The 21683-nt window shown below is 39.5% G+C and carries 19 protein-coding genes; 16 read left to right on the top strand and 3 right to left on the bottom strand.

Annotated features, from left to right (window positions below; all coding sequences use genetic code 11):
• Positions 1 to 249 precede the first annotated feature (249 nt).
• The 5 genes from AC6H4V_RS07395 to AC6H4V_RS07375 are packed head-to-tail and all read left to right on the top strand — an operon-like array spanning position 250 to position 6086.
• Entirely contained in the window at positions 250 to 1047 is a 798-nt protein-coding gene (locus AC6H4V_RS07395; protein ID WP_497606335.1) for an efflux RND transporter periplasmic adaptor subunit, read from the top strand.
• A complete protein-coding gene (locus tag AC6H4V_RS07390) occupies positions 1040 to 2773 on the top strand; it encodes a molybdopterin-dependent oxidoreductase (RefSeq protein WP_497606334.1) in 1734 nt (577 codons plus the stop codon). The genes AC6H4V_RS07395 and AC6H4V_RS07390 overlap by 8 nt, the downstream gene beginning before the upstream one ends.
• Positions 2770 to 3954 carry an aspartate aminotransferase family protein gene (locus tag AC6H4V_RS07385; protein WP_497606333.1) on the top strand — a complete coding sequence of 395 codons (1185 nt, stop codon included), beginning with the start codon at positions 2770 to 2772 and terminating at the stop codon, positions 3952 to 3954. Before AC6H4V_RS07390 ends, AC6H4V_RS07385 begins: the two co-directional genes overlap by 4 nt.
• Positions 3911 to 5107 (top strand): TolC family protein, encoded by a 1197-nt coding sequence (locus tag AC6H4V_RS07380; protein ID WP_497606332.1) that lies wholly within the window; start codon positions 3911 to 3913, stop codon positions 5105 to 5107. The genes AC6H4V_RS07385 and AC6H4V_RS07380 overlap by 44 nt, the downstream gene beginning before the upstream one ends.
• Positions 5097 to 6086, top strand: a complete 990-nt coding sequence (locus AC6H4V_RS07375; protein WP_497607920.1) for an SAM-dependent methyltransferase — start codon at positions 5097 to 5099, stop codon at positions 6084 to 6086. The genes AC6H4V_RS07380 and AC6H4V_RS07375 overlap by 11 nt, the downstream gene beginning before the upstream one ends.
• A 24-nt stretch (positions 6087 to 6110) precedes the next feature.
• Here the strand turns inward: AC6H4V_RS07375 and AC6H4V_RS07370 are convergent, their stop codons facing one another.
• Entirely contained in the window at positions 6111 to 7193 is a 1083-nt protein-coding gene (locus AC6H4V_RS07370; RefSeq protein ID WP_497606331.1) for a type IV pilus twitching motility protein PilT, read from the bottom strand.
• An 84-nt stretch (positions 7194 to 7277) separates the two neighbouring features.
• A complete protein-coding gene (gene gatC / locus AC6H4V_RS07365) occupies positions 7278 to 7568 on the bottom strand; it encodes an Asp-tRNA(Asn)/Glu-tRNA(Gln) amidotransferase subunit GatC (protein WP_497606330.1) in 291 nt (96 codons plus the stop codon).
• A 113-nt stretch (positions 7569 to 7681) separates the two neighbouring features.
• On the opposite strand from gatC, the gene AC6H4V_RS07360 reads away from it, so the two are divergent.
• The 11 genes from AC6H4V_RS07360 (at position 7682) to AC6H4V_RS07310 (ending at position 19945) form a co-directional block, all read left to right on the top strand.
• Entirely contained in the window at positions 7682 to 8269 is a 588-nt protein-coding gene (locus AC6H4V_RS07360; protein ID WP_497606329.1) for a hypothetical protein, read from the top strand.
• A gap of 4 nt (positions 8270 to 8273) precedes the next feature.
• Positions 8274 to 9269 carry an outer membrane protein assembly factor BamB family protein gene (locus AC6H4V_RS07355; protein WP_497606328.1) on the top strand — a complete coding sequence of 332 codons (996 nt, stop codon included), beginning with the start codon at positions 8274 to 8276 and terminating at the stop codon, positions 9267 to 9269.
• Between the two features lie 263 nt (positions 9270 to 9532).
• Positions 9533 to 10360: a tyrosine-type recombinase/integrase gene (locus tag AC6H4V_RS07350; protein ID WP_497607919.1), complete on the top strand. Its 828-nt coding sequence runs from the start codon at positions 9533 to 9535 to the stop codon at positions 10358 to 10360.
• Complete coding sequence (locus AC6H4V_RS07345) at positions 10357 to 10833, top strand: HD domain-containing protein (protein ID WP_497606327.1); 477 nt, start codon at positions 10357 to 10359, stop codon at positions 10831 to 10833. Before AC6H4V_RS07350 ends, AC6H4V_RS07345 begins: the two co-directional genes overlap by 4 nt.
• Positions 10834 to 10889: 56 nt before the next feature.
• Complete coding sequence (locus tag AC6H4V_RS07340) at positions 10890 to 11393, top strand: hypothetical protein (RefSeq protein WP_497606326.1); 504 nt, start codon at positions 10890 to 10892, stop codon at positions 11391 to 11393.
• Between the two features lie 5 nt (positions 11394 to 11398).
• Entirely contained in the window at positions 11399 to 12112 is a 714-nt protein-coding gene (locus tag AC6H4V_RS07335) for a sulfite exporter TauE/SafE family protein (protein ID WP_497606325.1), read from the top strand.
• Between the two features lie 49 nt (positions 12113 to 12161).
• A complete protein-coding gene (locus tag AC6H4V_RS07330; protein ID WP_497606324.1) occupies positions 12162 to 12971 on the top strand; it encodes an HDOD domain-containing protein in 810 nt (269 codons plus the stop codon).
• A gap of 2 nt (positions 12972 to 12973) precedes the next feature.
• Complete coding sequence (gene polA, locus AC6H4V_RS07325; protein ID WP_497606323.1) at positions 12974 to 15694, top strand: DNA polymerase I; 2721 nt, start codon at positions 12974 to 12976, stop codon at positions 15692 to 15694.
• A gap of 3 nt (positions 15695 to 15697) precedes the next feature.
• On the top strand, positions 15698 to 18019 hold the full coding sequence (opgB, locus tag AC6H4V_RS07320; protein WP_497606322.1) for a phosphatidylglycerol--membrane-oligosaccharide glycerophosphotransferase: 2322 nt from the start codon (positions 15698 to 15700) through the stop codon (positions 18017 to 18019).
• A complete protein-coding gene (locus AC6H4V_RS07315; RefSeq protein WP_497606321.1) occupies positions 18016 to 19299 on the top strand; it encodes a PAS domain-containing sensor histidine kinase in 1284 nt (427 codons plus the stop codon). The genes opgB and AC6H4V_RS07315 overlap by 4 nt, the downstream gene beginning before the upstream one ends.
• Positions 19271 to 19945: a response regulator transcription factor gene (locus tag AC6H4V_RS07310; protein ID WP_497606320.1), complete on the top strand. Its 675-nt coding sequence runs from the start codon at positions 19271 to 19273 to the stop codon at positions 19943 to 19945. The genes AC6H4V_RS07315 and AC6H4V_RS07310 overlap by 29 nt, the downstream gene beginning before the upstream one ends.
• On the opposite strand, the gene AC6H4V_RS07305 is transcribed toward AC6H4V_RS07310, so the two are convergent.
• A complete protein-coding gene (locus tag AC6H4V_RS07305; RefSeq protein WP_497606319.1) occupies positions 19932 to 21635 on the bottom strand; it encodes a ferredoxin-like domain-containing protein in 1704 nt (567 codons plus the stop codon). The genes AC6H4V_RS07310 and AC6H4V_RS07305 overlap by 14 nt on opposite strands.
• Positions 21636 to 21683: the final 48 nt, after the last annotated feature.

The following is a 21683-nucleotide window of genomic DNA, read 5'->3' as shown; positions in this document are numbered from 1 at the left end:
AGGAATTTAAAAAAGATGAGATAGTGCAAAATCTTTTTTGAGCTTTAGCCAACGCTAAGGCGATAAAAAGTTTTGCGCTAGGTCGCTTTTTTAAATTCCTCCCGTAGGGCGATAGAGAGAAGCCCACACTCTGCGTTGCCTCTTTTTGCCTTAGCTTTGGCTAGGGCTGCAAAGAGTCGCCTTGATTGTGAACTTCTCTCTATCGCTGAAGGTGGTTATAGTTTTTAGAGGTGCCCTAAAGGTGTTTTTATGAAACTATTTTTTACGCTCTCGCTTCTCTTTGCTCTTTTGGACGCTAAAATATATTATGCAAAAGTTGAGCCTTATGAGATTAGGGACATCTCTTCAAACGTTTCAGGTTTGGTTGTTCATGCAGATGAGAGTTTGGTTGGAACAAAACTTACAGAAAAGCCCTATATCGGCATAGATTTTGAGCTTGATAAAAAAGAGCTTGCTGCTGTGCGTGAGAAGCTTATGTATCTTAAGAGTGTTATAGAAATCAATGAAGCTGTTCTAGTAAACATGGATGAGTCACTTGTAAAAAAAAGAGAAAATTACAAAAAAATAGAGCCTCTCAAGTTCAAATCTGCTGTTGATAAAGATAGAGAGTTTTATGATTTGATAACAAGTGAAAATCTCTATCTAAGCACACGAAAAGAGATTCAAAATCTCAAAATCCAGATAACAGATTTAAAGTATAGAGAAGCACAACTTCAAAGAAGTATCGAAGATAAAAATCTTGTTGCAAAAAACTTCGTACTCTATGAGATGCTTGTCCAAACAGGGCAGGTCGTTGGCATGGCAACACCCTTAGCAAAAGTAGCTGACACCTCAAAGGCAAAGTTAACGATATACCTTGATGAAGCGGATGTCGTTGGTGCACAAAAAAAGGTTGTCTATATTGATGGGGAGAAGAGTAGTTACAAAATTTCTAGGCTTTTGCGTATAGCAGATGGAAAAAATATCTCCAAATATATGGCGCAAATCATCACGAACCCTCCAGAACTCTTCTCAAAACTGGTGAAAGTTGAGTTAAGAGATGAGTGATAAAACTGCATGCCCGCTCGATTGTTATGATGCATGTGAGATACTTTTTGACAATCATAAGTTAAAAGGGGTAAAAGAGGGTCATACGCAAGGCTTTTTGTGCCCACATCTCAACCACTACGAAAAGCATGCAACTATCCAAATGCCAAGATATAAAGGGGAAGAAATCTCTCTTGACGCAGCACTTCAAAAGCTTAAAGAGATTATAGAGAACTCTGCAAAAAACAAGATACTTCACTATAGAGGAAGCGGAAATTTTGCACTTATGCAAGAGGTAACGGACCATTTTTTTGCCTCTTACGGTGCTGTTTTGACAGAGGGGAGTTTGTGTGACGGAGCAGGTGAAACGGGAGTTATAGAGGGCAGAGGCAGCAACAAAACGATGCCTATTCAAGAGATTGCAAAATCAGAAGTAGTTGTTTTTTGGGGTAGAAATCCACACACTACATCAAGCCATCTTCTTCCCCTCATTAAAGGTAAAACTATCGTCGTTATCGACCCCATAAAGACGCCAATAGCAAAAATGGCTGATTTGCATATCCAGCTTAAACCGCACACTGACCAGTTTTTAGCGATGTTGCTTGCGCGTTTTTTGCATATCGAAAATGGGTGTGATGAGGAGTTTTTAGAGAAGTACGCAAGTGGATATGAAGAGTACTATGAGTTGACACAAAATCTGCGCATCAAGGCGGTTTTAGACCAAATGGATGTCTCTCTTGGGCAACTTGGAGATTTTTTGAGGCTAGTTAAAGAAAAAAAAGTAGCTTTTGTTTGCGGTGTCGGTATCCAAAAGTATCATAATGGGGCAGATGTCATGCGCTCCATTGATGCTTTAGCGGCAATGCTTGGACTTTTCGGAAAAGAGGGGTGTGGTGTGAGTTATCTGGGCGCTTCACGAGCAAACATTTCCTCTCCTTTTGTTACGCAGAGCAAAAGAGTATCAAAAGTGCTTACCGAGTTTAGCAGTTTTGAAATGGTTTTTGTTCAGGGTGCAAATCCGCTCTCCCAGATGCCAGACTCAAATCGAGTAAGAGCATCGATGGAGGGTGTAAAAAACGTAGTCTATTTTGGGCTTTTTGAGAATGAGACAAGCGAGATGGCTGACCTTGTGATACCTGCAAAGAGCTTTTTATATAAAAATGATGTAAGAACATCTTACTCACACAATAGAATCTCTTTTATGCCAAAGGTGGCGGAGACAGATGTGGGAATCAGTGAGTATGATTTGAGTGCGTATCTGTGCAGAGAGTTTGGCATCGCTTTAGAGAGTGAAGAGTTTTATATAAACCATTTTAAGGGTTTTGCAGTGCAAAAAATAGATGGATTGCTTTATGTCGATAAACGAGAAGAGAACCCGTACAGCAACGGTTTTGATACCAAAGATGGCGAATTTGTTTTTCTTGATGAAATAGGTTCTAAGATAGATGAAGAGGAGGGGATGTATCTCATCACCAGCAAGAGCCCTACAAGCTTAAATTCGCAATTTTACCGCCAAGAGAGTGTCTATCTGCATAGCTCCTTAGGGTTTAGGGAGGGCGAGATGGTAAGTGTTACATCGGCTAGCGGAAGTGTGAGGCTTAGTGTGAGGCACAACAACGATTTGCGCTCTGATTGTGTTTTAATCTATAGTGGTACGAAAGGGGTCAATAATTTAACCCCTTCAAAGCATGCATTAAGCGCTAAAAGCGCAATATTCCAAGAAAATAAGGTAAAGGTTAAAAGATGAGTAATACAAAAGATTTAGATAAAAAATATGTTTTGCCAACCTATGCAAGAGCGGATGTCGAGTTTGTAAGTGGGGACAATGCAAAACTTTATGACGCTAATGGCAAAAGATATATAGATTTTGCTTCAGGCATAGCAGTTTGCAGTGTTGGGCACGCAAACAAAAGAGTCAACGATGCCATCTGCAACCAGCTCTCAAAACTAACACACACCTCTAACCTATACTACATAGCACCACAGGCAAAAGCTGCGCAAAAGATAGTCGAGGCAAGTGGTTATGATATGAAGTGCTTTTTTGGAAACAGCGGAGCAGAAGCTAATGAGGGTGCTATCAAAATAGCGAGAAAGTTTGGTGAAAAAGAGGGAGAACTTAAAAGATACAAAGTTATCACCTTGCAACACTCTTTTCATGGAAGAACCATTACGACGGTAAAAGCAACAGGTCAGTCATACATGCACAACTATTTTGGACCATATCCTGATGGTTTTGTTTATGCGGATGATATAAATCATGTTGAGAGCTTAGTAGATGACCATACGTGTGCGGTTATGATAGAACTTGTTCAGGGCGAGGGCGGAGTACAGCCGTTGGATAGAGAAGCGGTGCAGAAACTTGCGAAATTTTTAAAGTCAAAAAATGTTCTACTTATCATCGATGAAGTGCAGACAGGAGTTTATAGAACAGGCAAATTTTTAGCATCTAACTACTATGATATTGAACCGGATATCGTTACTTTAGCAAAAGGGCTTGGCGGGGGCGTGCCTATAGGTGTTGTTATGACAACGCATAAGGATGTCTTTAGTGCAGGAGACCATGGTTCTACATTTGGCGGAAACTTTTTAAGTGCAACTGCAGCGTGTGAGGTGATGGATATCTTAGATGAGATGTATGATGAGGGCACACTACAAAAGAGTATAGACTATTTTGATGACGCTTTAGAGAAATTTTATAGCGCACATAGAGATATCTTTACCTCAAAAGTGGGTATCGGTATGATGTGTGGGCTTCGTGTTAAAGATGGCGACACACTTGCTAAAATCATCTTAAACGCAAGAGAAGAGGGTGTAATTGTGCTACGAGCAGGAAGAGATACGCTGAGACTTTTACCGGCTCTGACAATCACAAAAGAGGAAATAGATGAAGGTTTTGAAGCTCTCAATCGCGTTCTTAGCTCTTTGTAGCACTACGCTTCTTCTGTGTGATGAGAAGCTAGAGGACTATATTTCAGAGACTAAAAAAGAGCAGTTTCGCTATGACTATCAAAAAAATGATGCGGAGAGTTCCAAACTTCGTGATTCATGGATAGCACCTCTTAACCTTAACTATAGCTACTCTAAAAGTAACCCTTATGGAGATGAACAGACTGGCGAAAATGCTTCTATCAAGATTGATCAGCCCATCTTTCAGAGTGGAGGCATCTACTATGGGATCAAGTTTGCAGAGGCTTCAAGAATCTATGCAGACTACTCTATAGATGTTGCAAAAAAGAAGCTTGTTAAGGATGCTATCTCACTGCTTATGCAGATAAAACAGATGGATTTAAAAAGAGAGAAGCAAAATCTCCTTATCAAAAATGCCGAGATTAGCCTTGCGCAAAAAAAGGAAGATTACCTGAATGGTCAGCTTGACTCTGGTTTTTTAGATAGTGCCATCATCGAGCGTAACCAGCTCATCCAAGCACTTTACGACATAGAGACAAACAAAGAGAGACTTATCTCAAAGTTTAATGCCATAAGCGATATGAACTACAAAGATGCAGCTGTTCCGAGTCTCGAAATAATAACTCAAAAAGAGTTTTTGGAAGACAATATCGTTTTAACTATGTCGCAAAGTGAGATAGAAAAAAACCGTCACTTTACCGATGTGACGATGGCAAAATACCTTCCAAAAATTAATTTTTTTGCTGGATACAATTGGGATAAAAGTGAAATTGCATTTCAACTTAATGAGGATTACTACAACTTTGGTTTCAAAGCAAATCTTCCTCTTGATATCAACAGTTTTAGAGATATGGAGTCTTCAAAAGTTGACTACATGAAGTCAAAATTGGTTGTTGAAGATAGAAAAAGAGAACTTCGTGCTATCTATGAACAAGTTATGCAAAATATAGAAAATTTTGAGAAAAAAAAGCAGCTCAGTGTTGAAAACAGAGATATTTATGAGAGACTTTTAGCAGATACAAAGCAGCTCTTTGAAGCTGGATACAAAGCGGAGTTTGATGTCGAGCTGATGCAAAACTCTGTAGAGATTCAAAAGAGTGATGTTGCCATCTATGATATAGACAAGCAACTAGAGCTTCTAACCCTCTATGAGATGTACAAAAATGAGATTTAGCGACTATATGTCAGAGTGGCTATACGGCAAAGATGGCTACTATGCAACCTACAAAAACATAGGCAAAAGCGGGGATTTTTACACTTCTGTGAGTACGAGCAAGTTTTTTGGCGGAACGATTGCAAAGCATATTGTCTCATTAGTCGATGAGGGTTTTTTAGAACAAAATGGAGTGATTTGCGAGATAGGAGCACATCATGGCTACTTTTTAGCCGATGTTATAGAGTTTATATACACACTTCGCCCACAACTGCTTCAAACACTACAGTTTGTCATCATTGAGCGATTTGACGCACTTCAAGAGTTTCAAAAGAGCTATTTTAAAGAGAGTTTTGGTGATGTTGTAAAGCTTACACACTACAAATCTTTAAGCGAGCTAAAGTGCCAAAATGCTTTTTTTATAGCAAATGAGATATTTGATGCCTTCCCATGCGAACTCTACTACAAAGGCAAGAGTGCGAGAGTTAATGGGCATGAAGTCGTTTTTGATGTTGAAGATGCATGGGTGGAACAAAAAGCCAAAAAGTATCATAAAGATAGAGGTGAAATAGCAAAAGGTTATGAAGAGTTTGCTCTTGAGATTGCAGCTTCATGCAAAAAATTTGAGTTTATGAGTTTTGACTACGGAGAGATGCAAGCCCGCCCAGACTTTTCACTTAGAGTGTATGCAAAACACGAGGTGATTCCATTTTTCGATGAAAATATCAAAAGAGAAGAACTCTTTGCAAAATCAGATATAACTTATGATGTAACATTTGCTCATGTCAGAGATGCTTTTTTAGAAGCCGGAGTAGAGTTTGTGGAGCTAAAAGCGCAGATGGTGGCTCTTATAGACATGGGAATCTTGGAACTTTTAGAGATACTAAGAGAAAAAGCAGATGAGAAAATCTACAAACAAGAGTTAGAAAAAGTAAAAATCTTAATCATGCCAAATTTTTTGGGCGAGCGCTTTAAGATGGTAAGGTTTAGGAAGAGGTAAAAACCTTGCAACAAAGCAAGATTTTTACATATTATGGAGGATTTTCATCAGCTCTTCAGGTCTGTTGGAAGCGGTAATAGCAGTCTCTTTGGAGATAACTTTTTTGCGTAGGAGTGTTAAGAGCTGATCGGTTTGTGTTGTCATATTTGTCTCATTTTGGTTTAACTGCATTTGAGAGTAGATTTGATGCACTTTGTCTTCTCTGATAAGGTTTTGGATAGCAGGATTTGCTATCAAAACTTCTTGTGTCGCAACGATACCGCCGCCGATTCTTGGCATAAGAGACTGAGAGATAACAGAGATAAGTGAAGAGGCTAGCTGCGCTCTTACCTGTGCTTGTTCCCCTGCATCAAAAACGTCAATGATACGGTTGATAGTTGAAGCTGCTGAGTTTGTATGGAGTGTTCCAAAAACGATGTGACCTGTCTCTGCCGCTGTTAGAGCAGCGGAGATGGTCTCTTTGTCCCTCATCTCACCTACAAGGATAACGTCAGGGTCTTGTCTTAGTGCGTATTTGAGCGCTGTTGCAAAAGAGCTTGTGTCTGAGCCGACCTCTCGTTGTGAGAAGAGTGATTTGATGTTTGTATGCACAAATTCAACTGAGTCTTCGATGGTTATGATATGCTTGTTTACTGTTAAGTTAATCTCGTGAAGCATAGAAGCAAGTGTTGTTGACTTACCGCTTCCCGTTGGTCCTGTAACAAGGATAAGCCCTTTTTCTCTTTTGACAAGCTCTTTAAAAATCGGGTTGTTGTTGAACTTCTCAAGTGGTGGGATATCTATGGGAATCATACGAAATGCACATGAAATTCCCCCGATAGTACGGTAGTAGTTTGCACGGAAACGACCTACATTTTCGAGCTCAAATGAGAAGTCAAGTTCATTTTTGTCTTCAAAAATCTTCTTTTGTTTATCCTCGATGAGTGCATACGCCATCTCTTCTATCTCTTTGGCGTTTAAAACTGGAAGGTTTAGTGGTTTTAAAGATTTGTCAATCCTGATTTGCGGTTCACTTCCTGGAACAAGATGCAAATCCGAAGATTCAAAATGCAAAACACTCTTTAGTAACTTTTTTATATCAATAGCTTTACTGTTTTCTTGACTCATAGCCAACCCCTTATTTATTTTGAGTTTATTTCTTCTGTTTTATGTTACGCACTAAATTATAACACTCTTTTTCTATTTCAAGTGTTATTCTATGATTTTTGGTACGATAAAGAAATGGTCACTACTTTGCGGTGCATTTTTAAGGATGCTCTCATTGACGGAAGCATCACAAGATGGAGCATCTTCTCTTAAAAATGTAGCTGCATCACTCATCGCAAACTTATCATCAACGCCATCTGTGTCCAACTCGCCTAGGTTATCTACAAAATTTACGATTTGTGAGAGTTGCTCAATAATCTCTTCACGCTTATCGTCCGAAATTTTTAAAAATGATAATTTTTCTAGTTTAGCTAATAACGCATTATCCACTTGCATACAACAATCCTCTGATAGTTTTAAACGATTGTAACAAAAAAAAGCTCTCTCTTTGATGAAAGTTTAACAAAATATGCGATACTATTTTAGACTTTTTGAAAGAAGGAAGATTTTTGAGCTTAAAAGAAAATATAGAGATGGTAAAAGAGGAGTTGAACTCCGAAGAGAAGTTTTTTGAAAAAGCGGTTGTGACTGAGAAGTTTATAAAAAAGTATAAAAATGTCATTATCGCTTCTGTTGCGGCTGTTGTTCTTTTTGCTGTTGCAAATGTAGCGTATGAGATGAACCAGAAAAGCAAACTAGAGAGCATCAACATAGCTTTCGCAAAGCTGAGTGCAAACCCAAAAGATGGCGCAGCTCTCAATGATATCAAAGCATTATCCCCTGAGTTACATGATGCTTGGGTTTTTTCGCAAGCAGTTGCAAACAAAGATGCGCAAGCGCTTAAGAGTTTAAAAGATACAAAAGCGCTTGTGGTGAGTGATTTGGCAGAGTACGAGATGGCGATGGATGAAGCTTCACTTCAAAAGTATGCTTCAAGACAAGATGCGATTTTTAGAGATTTAGCACTTGTTCAAAGTGCAGTGCTACTTTTAAATGCCAACAAAACGCAAGAAGCAAGAGATGTTCTTGCTAAAGTTTCTAAAGGTTCTTCTATGGAAAAACTTGTAGCAACTCTTATGCACTATGGAGTGAAATAATATTTTGAAAACATTATCTCTTATACTCATATCATTTAGTATCATTTTTTTGAGTGCGTGTAGCTCCAAAGAGGTTTACAAGCCTGTAAAAGTTGTTGATAACTGGAAAAACAGTGGAAATAGCGATGTTGTTATCAATGCTGTTTCACAAGATGCTGCCTTAGTAGATCAAAGAAAAGTTCTTGCTGGTGGCAAAGTTCTCGATATTACTATTGCAGAAGATGAAAAACTCTTAGGCTTTAGCGATGGATGGGTTTTAAGCTCCAACATTGATGGCAATATAACTTTGCAAAGTACTCAGGGCAAAAAAGTAGAGAGATTGAACCTTAAAAAAACAGTTGCTACCGCAAGCGTCAACGGCGACATGCTTGCTGTTTTGTTTGCAGATAATGAGATGGTGCTCTACTCACTTGCATCTAAAACACTGCTTTTAAAAGAGCAGGGCAATCCTCCAATCGTAGTCAATTCAAAATTAGTAAAACCCTATTTTAGGGATGATTTGGTGATTTTTGCAACACTGGATGGAAAAGTTGTCATTGTCAACACACAGACAAAAAAGAGATTGCGCACGATTATAGTAAGCAGTGAAGAGCATTTTAACAACGTAATCTATTTTAGTCTTGTAGATAATAAAATTATTGCAGCAACGGCGCACAAGATCCTCTCTCTTTCACAAGAAGAGGCACGTGCTCCTTACGATATACGAGGGGTTATTGCAGATGATAAGACTCTCTACGTTGCTACAAAACAGGGAGAGATACTCTCTTTAACCTCTGATTTGAAACAAAATGCGAAGTTAAAGTTTCCATTTGCACACTTCTTAGGTCTTGTTGTAAGCGGCGATAAGCTTTATGCCTTAGAAAAAGAGGGGTATTTGATAGAGATGCCAAAAGATTTGTCATCATACAGTGTCTATGAAGCGGATGTCGAAGATGGGTATGTTTATATCGATGATAAAATCTTTTTTGTTCATGATGAGTATATTTCAGTAGAGAAGTAATACCAAATGCCATTAACTAGTTATACGATAAATAAAAGAGAAGCTATTAGCTATGAGGCGTATCTTTGCAGGACTAACTGGTTAATCCAAAAAGATACAACGAAGTAGATGATAGCTTCTCTTTTACCCGAAGGGCGATTGTATTGTACGCCACTGTTTCGTTGCAACTTCTTGAAACTACTAGTAGTTCCTGCAAATTTGCGCCTCGCATTGACATACAATACAATCGTTTAGCGTATAACTAGTTAATGGCATTTGGTATAATGTCCAAAGAGCTTGAAGCTTTTATAGAGTATATAACAGTTATAAGAGCTCTTGGCAAGAAAAGTGTCAGTGCATACAAAAGTGACCTTATAGCTTTAGAAGATGCACTGCAAAGACCTCTTATCAAACTCGACACAAACGCTCTTTTTGAGCTTTTGGGCAGATATAAAAACAAAAGAACCCTCAACCGTAAACTCTCCTCCATCAATGCTTTTTTTGATTTTTGCTATAAAAGCCAATTTGTAGAGGAGAAAACAAAGCTCAAATTTTCAAAAATTCCTAAACTCCTCCCAAAATTTCTCCCATTTGCGCAGATACAAAACGCGCTTGCTCTCATAGATAGAAGCTCTGTTATCGGTCTTCGTGACTATGCGCTGATACTTTTTTTGTATGCAACGGGAGCGAGGATAAGTGAGTGTTTGGCTCTGCAAAGAGGAGATATCGAGGGTGAGTGGCTCCATATCAGGCATGCAAAGGGTGAAAAAGAGCGCATTGTTCCAATCGCCTCAGTTGCAAAAAAAGCGATTGATGCGTACCTAAACGAGGCAAGAAATGAAAAACCATTTGTGTGGCAAAACTATAAAGGCGAGCGACTAAGCCGCATCTTCGCCTATAAGATAACACAAAAGTATCTCGGTGTCTCACCCCATGTACTACGTCACTCTTATGCAACGTCGCTTATCGCAGGGGGCGCTGACTTACGTGTTGTTCAGGAGCTTTTGGGGCACGCTTCACTTCTAACTACTCAAATATACACCCACATACAAAAGCAGGACTTAAAAGAGACCATTGAGGCTTGTCACCCTATGGCAAAAGAGAAACTATGAATGAAACCAACAATCCACTCTTTTCAATACCTTTTTTAAAGTCGCTCTTTTTTGTACAAAACAAGTGGCATCAGCACGGGGTTTTGTTCCATACACTTCGTGTTGTTTATCATATCTTAAGAGCAAGAGAGTTCCGTTTTTTGACGGCAGGGTTGTTGCACGATATAGGCAAGCCATTTTGTGCATTTCAAAAAGATGAAGAGGATAGAGAATTTGACGAATATAGCTTTACGGATCATGAAGAGAGAAGCTATCAAATCATCAAAGATTGGAAGTTTATAAGCTCTTATACGAAAAAGTTGGTGCGGTATCACTATCTTGTTCGTGATATACAGAAGAGTAAAACAGAAGATTTTGGTCGCTATGAACGTAAAAAAAAGATTTGGGATGGTTTGAGCGAAGAGTTCAAAAAAGATGTTGAGCGATTTATGGTCTATGATGATTTGGGCAAAGGGAAGAAAAGAAGAAACTAACACAAATGTAACAAAAAGGGTGTAAAATTCAATTTAATTTAAGATTGCGAGTTGTTATGAAAAAAATTGCCTCATTATTTTTTGTCTTTGTTTTTGCGTTGTTGCTTTTATCTATCTTTCTTTTTTTGGCATCTTCAAAGAGAATGATTGTCGTTCAAGAGGGAAACGTAAAACAGCTCCCGATTCAGATGCAAGCTGGTCTTTTTCAAGATAGCGATTGCGGTATGGTAATCGATGAGTTAAAAGATGCCTCTCAAGTGATAAGCAAAAGCGGAAAAAGCTGGTTTTTTCATGACCATGGCGGTATGATAAAATGGCTTGAGAGCAAAGAGTTTCAAGAGAGCGCAAAAGTCTGGGTGATGAGCAGAGACACAAAAGAGTGGATAGATGCAAGAGAGGCATTTTACTCGGTAAGTGACGATACTCCGATGGGGTATGGGTTTGGAGCGTACAAAAAAAAGAGCGATGGGCATATAGATTTTGCTACAATGCGTCTTAGAGTTCTGCGTGGCGAGACGTTGCGCAATCCGCTTATAAAAAAACAGTTAGCTAAAGAGTAGAAAATTTGGAAACAGTCAATCTTTTAACCATCGTCACTATCGCATTTTTGGGCTCTTTTGGGCACTGCATAGGGATGTGTGGCGGGATTGTTTTGGCATACTCGACTATAAAAATCGACCCGGAGAGTTCCAAAATTTCACAAAGTGTCGCACATCTGCTCTACTCATTTGGCAGAGTTTTTACATATACCATACTTGGGGCTATTTTTGGTGCGCTTGGTGGTGTCGTTACTTTTAGCAACACTGCAAACGGTGTGCTGCTTCTTATAGCCGGTGTTGCTATGGTTTTAGCGGGGCTTTCACTAATGGGGAAGATAAAATTTTTAACGCTTATAGAACACTCTTTTTCATTTTCAAACACCTATAAAAATCTCTTTAAACGTGTTTTACACTCCAAATCAAATATGAGTTTTTTCACTCTTGGCATGCTCAATGGTCTTTTACCATGCGGATTTGTCTATTTTTTTGCCATAACTGCCGCAAGTACGGCAAGTCCGTTTTATGGCGCACTGGTTATGATGGTGTTTGGTCTAAGTACTATCCCTGCCATGTTTGGACTTGGGTTTTTAGCTTCGCTCTCACGCGCTACAAGTTTTAGAAACATGATGGTAAGCCTCTCCTCTTTTGCCGTTGTGCTTTATGGGATATATACGATTTACAACGGGTATGACTTTCTAGCAAGAGCCGATAAAACATTGAGTGAGTGTCACAGTAAATAGTTTTAATATATAGTTTGTTATAATGATTAGAAAAAAAGAGGTGTCTCCTTTGAAAAGTTCTATCATTGACAACATTAAAGCGCTTCCTCCGCTCTCTTCGACAATTGTAAAAATCAACCAAATTTATGCTGATGAAAACTCGACTATCAAAGATATGGGAAATGCGATTGAGCATGACCCTATGATTGTTGCAAATATCTTAAAAATCGCAAACTCTCCGCTTTACGGTTTTGGTCGTGAAATCAAAAATGCGGCACAGGCAGTCTCTCTTTTTGGGATGAGCATGACACGCTCAATCGCCATAGGAAACTCCATACGAAAACTCCTTAACGTCGATATGCAGCCATACAGAGTGACATCGGATGAGTTTGCTCGTATCTCTTCGCTGCAAGCTGCTCTCATTCTTGATTGGTACAAAAAAATCAATAGACAAAAAGCTGAGAAGCTCTATTTGGCAGCATTTTTGCAAGAGACTGGAAAGATACTCATCGCAAGTGAAGTTATTCAAAATGATGAGGCGATTAGTTTTGCAAGTGAAGTAGAAAACTCTAATAATCTGGCAATGGTGGAAAAGGCGTACGTAAATGCAACATGTGGCGAAGTAACGGCACTTGTTTTTAAACACTGGGGTTTTGATGAAGAGTTTATTGAGATGATTAAATACTCTGATACACCATCTTATGCTCCTGAAGAGGTAAGAGAGTTTGCAACGGCTCTTAAAATTGTTAAAACAATCGTCTCTATCAACAAGCCTTTTTCTGAGATGTCCATCAATTTTGGGCTTAAAATAGCACAGGATGCGGGTTATAGAGTAGAGCTTTTAGAAGAATCTATCAACAACATCATGCAATCAGCGTAGTAATGAATAAAACAGTTACTATTATCGATACCTTTGGTTTTTTCTTTCGCAGTTTTTATGCACTGCCTCAACACCTTAAAAACAAAGATGGCTTTCCTACAGGGCTTTTGACTGGTTTTACAAACTTTATCTCCTCGCTTCAAAAACAGCATGAGAGCGACTATCTCATTTTTGCTATCGACACGAAAGGGGAGAGTTTTCGCTCCCAGATAGACCCAAACTATAAGGCGCATAGAACTCCTCCACCCGCCGAGCTTATTATGCAGCTTCCCATCGCCATCGAGTGGATAGACAAGATGGGGTACAAAACACTAGGTCAAGTTGGTTATGAAGCCGATGATATGATAGCAACGGTTGTGCGTTTTGCAAAAGAGAGAGGCTATGACGTGCGTGTAGTCTCTCATGACAAAGACCTTTTTCAGCTTATAGACGATGGCAAAGTTGTTTTGGTCGATGCCATCAAAAAACAGACGATGGATGAGAATGCTTGTTTTGAGAAGTATGGTATCCATCCAAAACAGTTTATCGATTATCAGGCTATTTTGGGTGATAGTGCGGACAATATTCCTGGTGTCAAAGGTATAGGAAAGGTCGGAGCGCAGAAGCTTTTAGCAGAGTATGGAAGCTTGGATGCCATATACGCAAATATAGATAGCGTCAAACCTGCCGCTTTGCAAAAAAAGCTTTTGGAGTCAAAAGATGTTGCCTATATGTCCAAAGAGCTTGTGACGCTTCGTGATAATGTGCTTGAGAGTTTTGATTTTGAAGAGTACAAGATGGATATTGAGAACCCTTTTTTAAATATCTACGATGAACTTGTAAAGTATGAGCAAAATGCTATCTTAAGAACACTTCAGGCAAAAAATGTTGTTACTCCAGAAGCTCATCAAGAGAGCGTTAAAAAAGTGGAAGCAGAAGCTCAAAAGAGCAATGGAGTTCACTTTAAAGCAAAACTACTGACTGATTCAAAAGAGCTAGATGCGGTTTTGGCAACTTTGAGTAGAGATAGCGTGGTTGCTTTTGATACGGAGACGACTGGGTTAGATTATGAAAAAGACACTCTTGTGGGTTTTAGCTTCTGTTTGAACGATAGTGAAGCGTACTATGTTCCCATCGCTCATTTTTACCTCGGTGTTGGCGTGCAGATAGAAGAGCGTGCGGCAAAAGAGGCGATACGAAAGATATTTGGCTCACTTGTGGTTGGGCATAACATCAAGTTTGATTTGCATTTTGTTTTGAAGTTTTTGGGTGAAGAGGATTTGGAGATTTTTGCGGATTCTATGATTTTGGCTTGGCTTATCAATCCTGAGAGTGCGCTCTCGCTTGACAAGCTCTCCGAGGCGCTACTTGGCCATACGATGCTTCACTACAAAGATACCGTAAAAAAAGGCGAGACTTTTGCAAGTGTGGCACTTGAAGATGCGTGTCGATATGCGGCTGAAGATGCCTATGTAACGCGCAAACTTTACCATCTTTTTTTAGAGATGCTAGAGCTTCAAGAGGCGTCGCATCTTATCAAAGAGGCTAGGGATGTGGAGTTTCCTTTTATCAAAACGCTTCTTAAGATGGAGCAAGAGGGTATCGAGGTTGATGGTTCCTTTTTGGAGAGTTTTTTAGGAGAGGCAAAAGAGAGTTTAAAAGATTTGACACAAAAGATATACGCTTTGGCGGGGTGTGAGTTTAACATCAACTCTACACAGCAGCTAGGAGGCGTACTCTTTGAAACTCTTGGACTGCCTAGCGGTAAAAAGACGAAAACAGGGTACTCTACTGATGAGGGCGTGCTTAGTTCACTTCAGGATGCACACGAGATTATTCCATATCTTTTAGAGTATCGTGAGGTTTATAAACTCTACTCAACCTACATTGAACCGCTTTTAAAACTTAGCCGTGCGGACAAGGCAAGCCGTATCCACACCTCTTTTGTGCAGACGGGAACGACTACGGGACGACTGAGTTCTAAAAATCCAAACTTGCAAAACATTCCTACAAGAACAAAGCTCGGCACTAGGATACGAGAAGCATTTGTGGCAGGCAAGGGCAAAAAACTCATCGGTATAGACTACTCGCAGATAGAGCTTAGACTTCTTGCGCACTTCACACAAGACCGCGTACTCGTGGATGCGTTTGTGGCAGATAAAGATATCCATATGCAAACAGCCATCGCTCTTTTTGGCGAAGCAGAGGCGGCATCTAAGAGAAACATCGCAAAAACGGTCAATTTCGGACTGCTTTATGGCATGGGACAAAAAAAACTATCAGAGACGCTTGGCATCACGACAAAAGAGGCAAAAGAGATTATTGAGAAGTATTTTGCGGCTTTCCCGACTGTAAAAACCTACTTCCGCTCTGTTGTTGATTTTTCAAAAGAGGTGGGATATGTTGCCACACTTCTTGGACGCAGACGCTACTTTGACTATGCAAACGCTTCGCCGATGTTTAAAGCCGCATACGAGAGAGAAGCGGTTAACAGCCTTTTTCAGGGGAGTGCAAGTGATCTTATCAAGCTTAGTATGAACAAAATTCAAAAGGCGATAGATGATGAGGGGCTTGATGCCAAAATGCTTTTGCAGATTCACGATGAGTTGATATTTGAAGCAAATGAGGATGAAGCAGAGGCTTTAGGGAAGAGATTTCAAGAGATTATGCAAAGCATTATGCCGCTCAACATTCCGCTCAAAGCTAGCCTTAACATCGGAGACAATTGGAGTGAGTTAAAATAATAGATGAACATTATCTTTTTATCCATTTTTTTCTTTCTCTTTGCCGTCGTAACTACAAGGTATAAGGCAAGAGATTCAAAAAGAGTTCTCTTTGATGCGTCTCTCTTTTTTTTATATGGTTTTTTAACTATTGCCTATTTTGTTGCCAACTATTTTACGGGTGCCGGAATCAATGAAACAGTCATTGCAACGCTCAACTTAGGAGTAGGTGATGCCGGATTTGGCGAGTATCTGCTACTTATCGCTGTTGCTTTTGTCGCTTTTGTCGCTCTTTTTGTGGCGGCTTTTTTTTACTACCGCCATCTTGGCAGTGTCGCTATAGTGCAACCGCAAAAGATAAAAGCCTTTTTGCATAACGGATTTTTGATTTTAGCATTTTTGATACACCCTGCTATGCACAACATAAAAAATCTCATCTTTTCCGTCACAATTCAGCAAGCAGATGACTTTTATGAGTACTACAAGTTTCCCTCTGATTTTAACGGGACACTACGCAAGAAAAATATAGTCTTCATCTATGCGGAGAGTGTGGAGAGAACATACTTTGATAAAGAGATATTTGGAGATTTGATGCCAAATATGAGCCGGCTTATCCAAGATAAGAACGCTCTTGAATTTACAAATATCGTCCAGACAAATGGTACAGACTACACCATAGCAGGTACTACCGCCACTCAGTGTGCTATCCCGCTCTTTACGACATCCGGAGGCAACTCAATGGAGGGGGTAGATAAGTTTTACCCAAAAGCTCTCTGCATAGGAGACATGCTCAAAAAAGAGAACTACTATCTTAGCATGATGCAAGGCAGCAGTGTCCAATTCTCAGGCATGGATAAATTTTATAAGACGCATGGTTTTGATAGTGTTGAGGGAAAAGAGAAGCTGCTAAAGCGGGTAAAGAACAAAAGATACATCAATGGATGGGGCTTATATGACGATACGCTTCTTGAGTTGGCATACAAAGAGTTTGAACATCTCTCATCCTCTAAAGATAAGTTTGCACTCTTTTTGCACACGCTAGATACGCACCATCCAAATGGGCATCTCTCCGCTTCATGTAATAAAAACTTATATATGGACGGTTCTAACAAGATTCTAAATACAGTAAAATGTGCAGACTTTTTAATCGCTGGTTTTATAAAAAAAGTACAAGAGTCAAAGTATGGTAAAGATACAATTGTAGTTGTGGTTTCAGATCATTTGGCGATGAGAAATACGGCTAAAGAGAAGTTGGACAAAGCACAAAATAGACGCAATCTCTTCCTTGTCTTTGACCCGCAGAGTAGCGCATACGTGGCAGAGGAGAAGGTAGGAACTCCTTTTGATGTCGCCCCAACGGTACTCTCTTTTCTCAACATCCATACAGATTTGGGTTTAGGCAGAAATCTAATGGAAAAAGAGTCCATTTATGGCATGTTTGAGGATTTTGGCAAGCGGTTGAACCAGTGGCGAGAGGATATAGTGAGTTTTTGGAAGTTTCCAAAGATGGCAGACTATTTTAGAACTGATTTAAAAAAGATGTCCGTGTATGTAGGAGAAAACCACTACAGACTTCCTGTTTTGTTTAAGATTTTGCAAAATAGTGTAGAGCCATATTTTGAGTTTAATCGTGCTTGGAAGCTTTATGAACAGTTGGAACATTTTCAGGAAAATGAGAAGTTTTTGTGGATAGATAGATGTGAGAGACTTAATTATATTTTTGATGCAGATATCCCAAAGAAGTATTGTGTTGCAGAGGGTGTGGTAGGACAATATTATCAAGTTCAAGGCATAAACCCTTTGAGAGAGTATAAAATTGGCGATGAGAGCGAAGATTTGACTCAGATATATGATATAAACAAGGTATTAGAAAAGATAAATATGGTTAAAGCAAATGGAGTAAGTTACCCAGCTTCCATAAAAGATGCAATAGTATTTAAAAAAGAGGGGTATCCAAACTTTTTGAAAAATATAGAGGGTGTCTCGTATGCGGAGAAGTTTGGACGATGGACAGATGCACGGCTCCATCCAAGCGCGATTCTTACATTTGTGGAGCAGCTTCCTAAAAAATTTAGAGTTGAGCTTATTTGTGGAGCTTATGGGGAAAACATCGGAAATGTTGTCAAAGTTGTGGTTGGTGGGAACATACAAGAGTTTACGCCGCAACACAAAGAGCCTAGAAAGTATCTGCTATCTTTTGAAAATGAAAATAAAGCAAATACGATAGAGATAATTCCGCCAAAACCATTTGTTTTAAAAGAGAAAATGGAGGGGAGCGATGAGAGAGAGTTTGGACTCTCTTTGGTAAGTTTAAAAATAATTAATCTTGAGGATAGTAAAAAATGATAAAAAATTCATCCCTTGCATCCAAAGAGAGTGTTTTGGCAAAAGTCTCTATGCTTAAACAGTACAAAGAAGCTATCGAAAATAGCAATATTATCTCTAAGACGGATGCCAACGGGATTATCACTTTTGCCAATGATGAGTTTTGCAAGATAAGCGGCTATACACAAGAAGAGCTGCTTGGAAAAAACCACAACATCGTACGCCATCCGGATGTGCCTCAAGAGAAGTTTGAGCTTCTTTGGGCTATGATAAGCCAAAGAAAAGTATATAAAGATACGGTAAAAAATCTTGCCAAAGACGGCTCTACATTTTATGTCAACACGACTATCATACCCATTCTTGATGAGGAAAAAAATATAGTTGAGTATGTGGCGATTCGCTATGACGTGACAAAAGAGCTGCTTTTGCGAGAAGAACTTTTGCAAAAAGAGGCGGCGTATGAGGAGCTTAATCGAAATCTTGAGAAGAGGGTGGAGGAGCAGACACGAGAGCTTGTTGCGCTCAATGAAAATCTCCAAAAGCGTATAAATGATGAGGTGGCAAAAAATGAGCAAAAACAGCGTGTGATGTTTTGGCAGTCACGTCACGCAAGTTTGGGGCAGATGCTCGCTAACATTGCCCATCAGTGGAGACAGCCATTAACAGAGCTTAGCCTTACGCTTTTCAATATGAAAAAGGCGGTTGTTGCCCAAAATAGTGATGATTTTTCAAGATTTTATGACGAGAGCAAACATACCATACAAAATATGTCTCAAACAATAGATGATTTTGCAAATTTCTTCTCTCCAAATAAGCAAAAACATCGCTTTAACGTCAAAGATAGCGCCGAGGAGGCACTTACTCTTTTAGAGAGTGTTTTGGCAGAGGAGATGATAACAGTCAAAAGAGAGCTTCAAGACGCTTACGCACTTGGAATCTCCAATGAGCTTACGCAGGTCATAATCAACCTTGTTAACAATGCTAAAGATGCTTTTAATCACAACAGTATTCTTTTGAGAGAGATTGTGGTGCGAGTAAAAAAAAGCGGTGCTTTTGTGGTTGTTGAGGTGGCAGACAATGCAGGGGGCATCACAAAAGAGAATATCGAGAAGATTTTTGAGCCCTACTTTACTACAAAGCACAAAAGCAGAGGCACAGGGCTTGGGCTTTTTATGTCACGGATGATTTGCGAACAGGGGCTTGGCGGCACGCTTGATGTGAAAAGTAGTAAAAAAAGTAGTATATTTAGCATAAAAATTCCATTGGATAGAGATGAAGAAGAGAACATTAAAAGAGCTTAAAATCCTCCTTGTTGAAGATGAAGAGAGCCTTGCAAGGCTTTTAAAAGAGGCGATAGGAGACAGTTTTCACAGTTTTACTATCGCAAAAGACGGTGTGGAGGGGATGGAGCTGTTTAGAAAAATCAAACCCGATATCGTAATCACGGATATCATGATGCCACATAAGACTGGGCTGGAGATGGCAAAAGAGATACGAGAGGTAAATACAAGCATCCCAATAATCGTACTGAGCGCATTTAGCGAAAAAGAGAAACTCTTTGGTGCTATAGATGCCGGAGTGAGCAAATATTTTTTAAAGCCATACCATGCAGAGGATATTTTGGAGTATATAAACTCTATCACCTCTAAAATCCAAAACAGGGTAGTAAAGCTCAATGAGTGCTTTATTTTCAACAAAACGACCAATTCGCTCTATAAAAATGACAAATATGTTGCTTTAACAAAAAATGAGATTAAATTTTTAACACTTCTTTTACAGAGCAAAAACAAAACGCTTGATGAGACCTCTATAAAGGAGAGTTTATGGGGGAGTGAAGCGAGTGATGAGCGGGTACGAACCTTCATCAAACGCCTTCGTGAAAAAACCTCAAAGAATCTTATCAAAAATATAAAAGGCTTTGGGTATCAACTCATTAGCGAAAGTTAGTTCTCTCTATCTTTGGTTTGTAATGAGGGTCTTCCCCCTCTATCGTCCAGAGTTTTTTAGAGAGATAACTTACCGCATTGAAAAAACTCTCGTCCACATGCTCCCAAAAGTCAAGCTCCGCAAACTCCTCGCTTAAAAGCTCTTTTTCCTCTTCAAATGTTGTCGTTGACGCTCTTTGCGGAAGTTCTGCTTTTTTTGAAGTCTCAAGATTTGCCAAAACCCAAAGAGAGACAAACTCTTCGGAGTAGTTGTTTAGTACTTTTGCGGCAAACTCTTCAAAATCAGCGCATCCGCTCCTCTCAAAAAACTCTATAAGCAGTGAAACAACACCTTCAAGATAGACAAATGGTACCATGGAGAAGAGTTGTCTTGCAGCTATACCACCCGTAGAGTGTTGCGCCCCGATAAAGATTCTAGCCCCGCCCTCGGTGTCTCCAAAGTTGTTGGTTTTAAGACCAATAAGCCCGATATCGGTATGTCTATGGCGCCCACACCCTTTTGCACATCCTGAAAAACCGACTTGTATGCGGTGTTCATTTATCTTTGCAAGAGGAAGATAGGATGTCTCATCTTTGATGCTCCAAACGGCATAAGGGCAGAGGTTGCCCGCACATGCTACTATAGTATCGCTAAGAGCTTTTGACTTTAGCGGGATAGATGGCTCTTTTAGCCCGATTAGATAGATGTTTTGATCCATGCCAAAGCGGATTTGAAGTCCGTTTTGTGTTGCGTATGAGGCTATCTCTTTTATCTCGCTAGTTGTAAGGCGTGAGAAATCTGTTTGGTAGCAAAAGCCAAATGTGCCATCTTTTAGCGTATGAAACTCAGAGAATTTCGCTTTTTCTAAAACAAGCTCTCCTGCACTTTGAAACTCTTTTTTATACTCACTTTGGATATACGCCTTAAGAGTGGGCATCCCAAGCTCTTCTATCATATGAAAGATACGGGTTTTTGCACGTGAAAAGCGAGAGCCATGAAGATAAAAAGCTTCAACAAGAGCCTTGAAAAAAGAAACAACTTCATCCTCTTTTAAAAAGATATCTGCATTTTGCGCCACTTCCGTGTTTTTTCCGCCCATATAGACGTTAAATCCAAAAGCGCCATCTTTTTGTGCCAATGCAAAATAGAGGTCGTTTGCAAAAAAAGAGGTAATGTTTGCACTATTTCCTGAAATCCCAACAGAAACACGACGTGGAAGCATCCCAACATAGCGAGGATTTTTGATGATATGCTCATTCATCTGCATGATGAGTGGATATGTCTCTATCTCGCTAAATGCTCCACATCCGTCATACGCATCCGTGACGATATTTCGTACATTGTCTCCAAAACTCTGCCATGTCGTAACACCCAAAGCATTGATGCTCTGATGAATCTCTAAAACATCCTCCGCACAAACGCCGTGAAGCTGCAAGCCGCCTCTTGCTGTCAGGATAATCGTAAGGTTATACTTTTGTGTGATATCTGCTATTTTTTGAAAATCATCCGCACTTATGCGTCCTCCGGCAACGCGGATACGGATAGTAAATTCATCTTCCAAAAAACTTGTGTTAAAGATGCCAAAATCCTGAAGATAGTATCTATCTCCCTCGTTAAGACTCTCAAAATCTATGTCTTCAAAATCTTTATAGTAGTCAATAGGTCTAAGTTGCGCCTTGTAACGCTCTCTTTTGTTAAGTTTATTTTCCATAGGTATATTTTATCAAAATAATTATTATCGTATCTACAAATAGTACGA

The sequence above is a fragment of the Sulfurimonas lacustris genome (assembly GCF_059705355.1).
The sequence above is the reverse complement of the archived record's forward strand: the minus strand, read 5'-3'. Positions and strand labels throughout refer to the sequence as shown.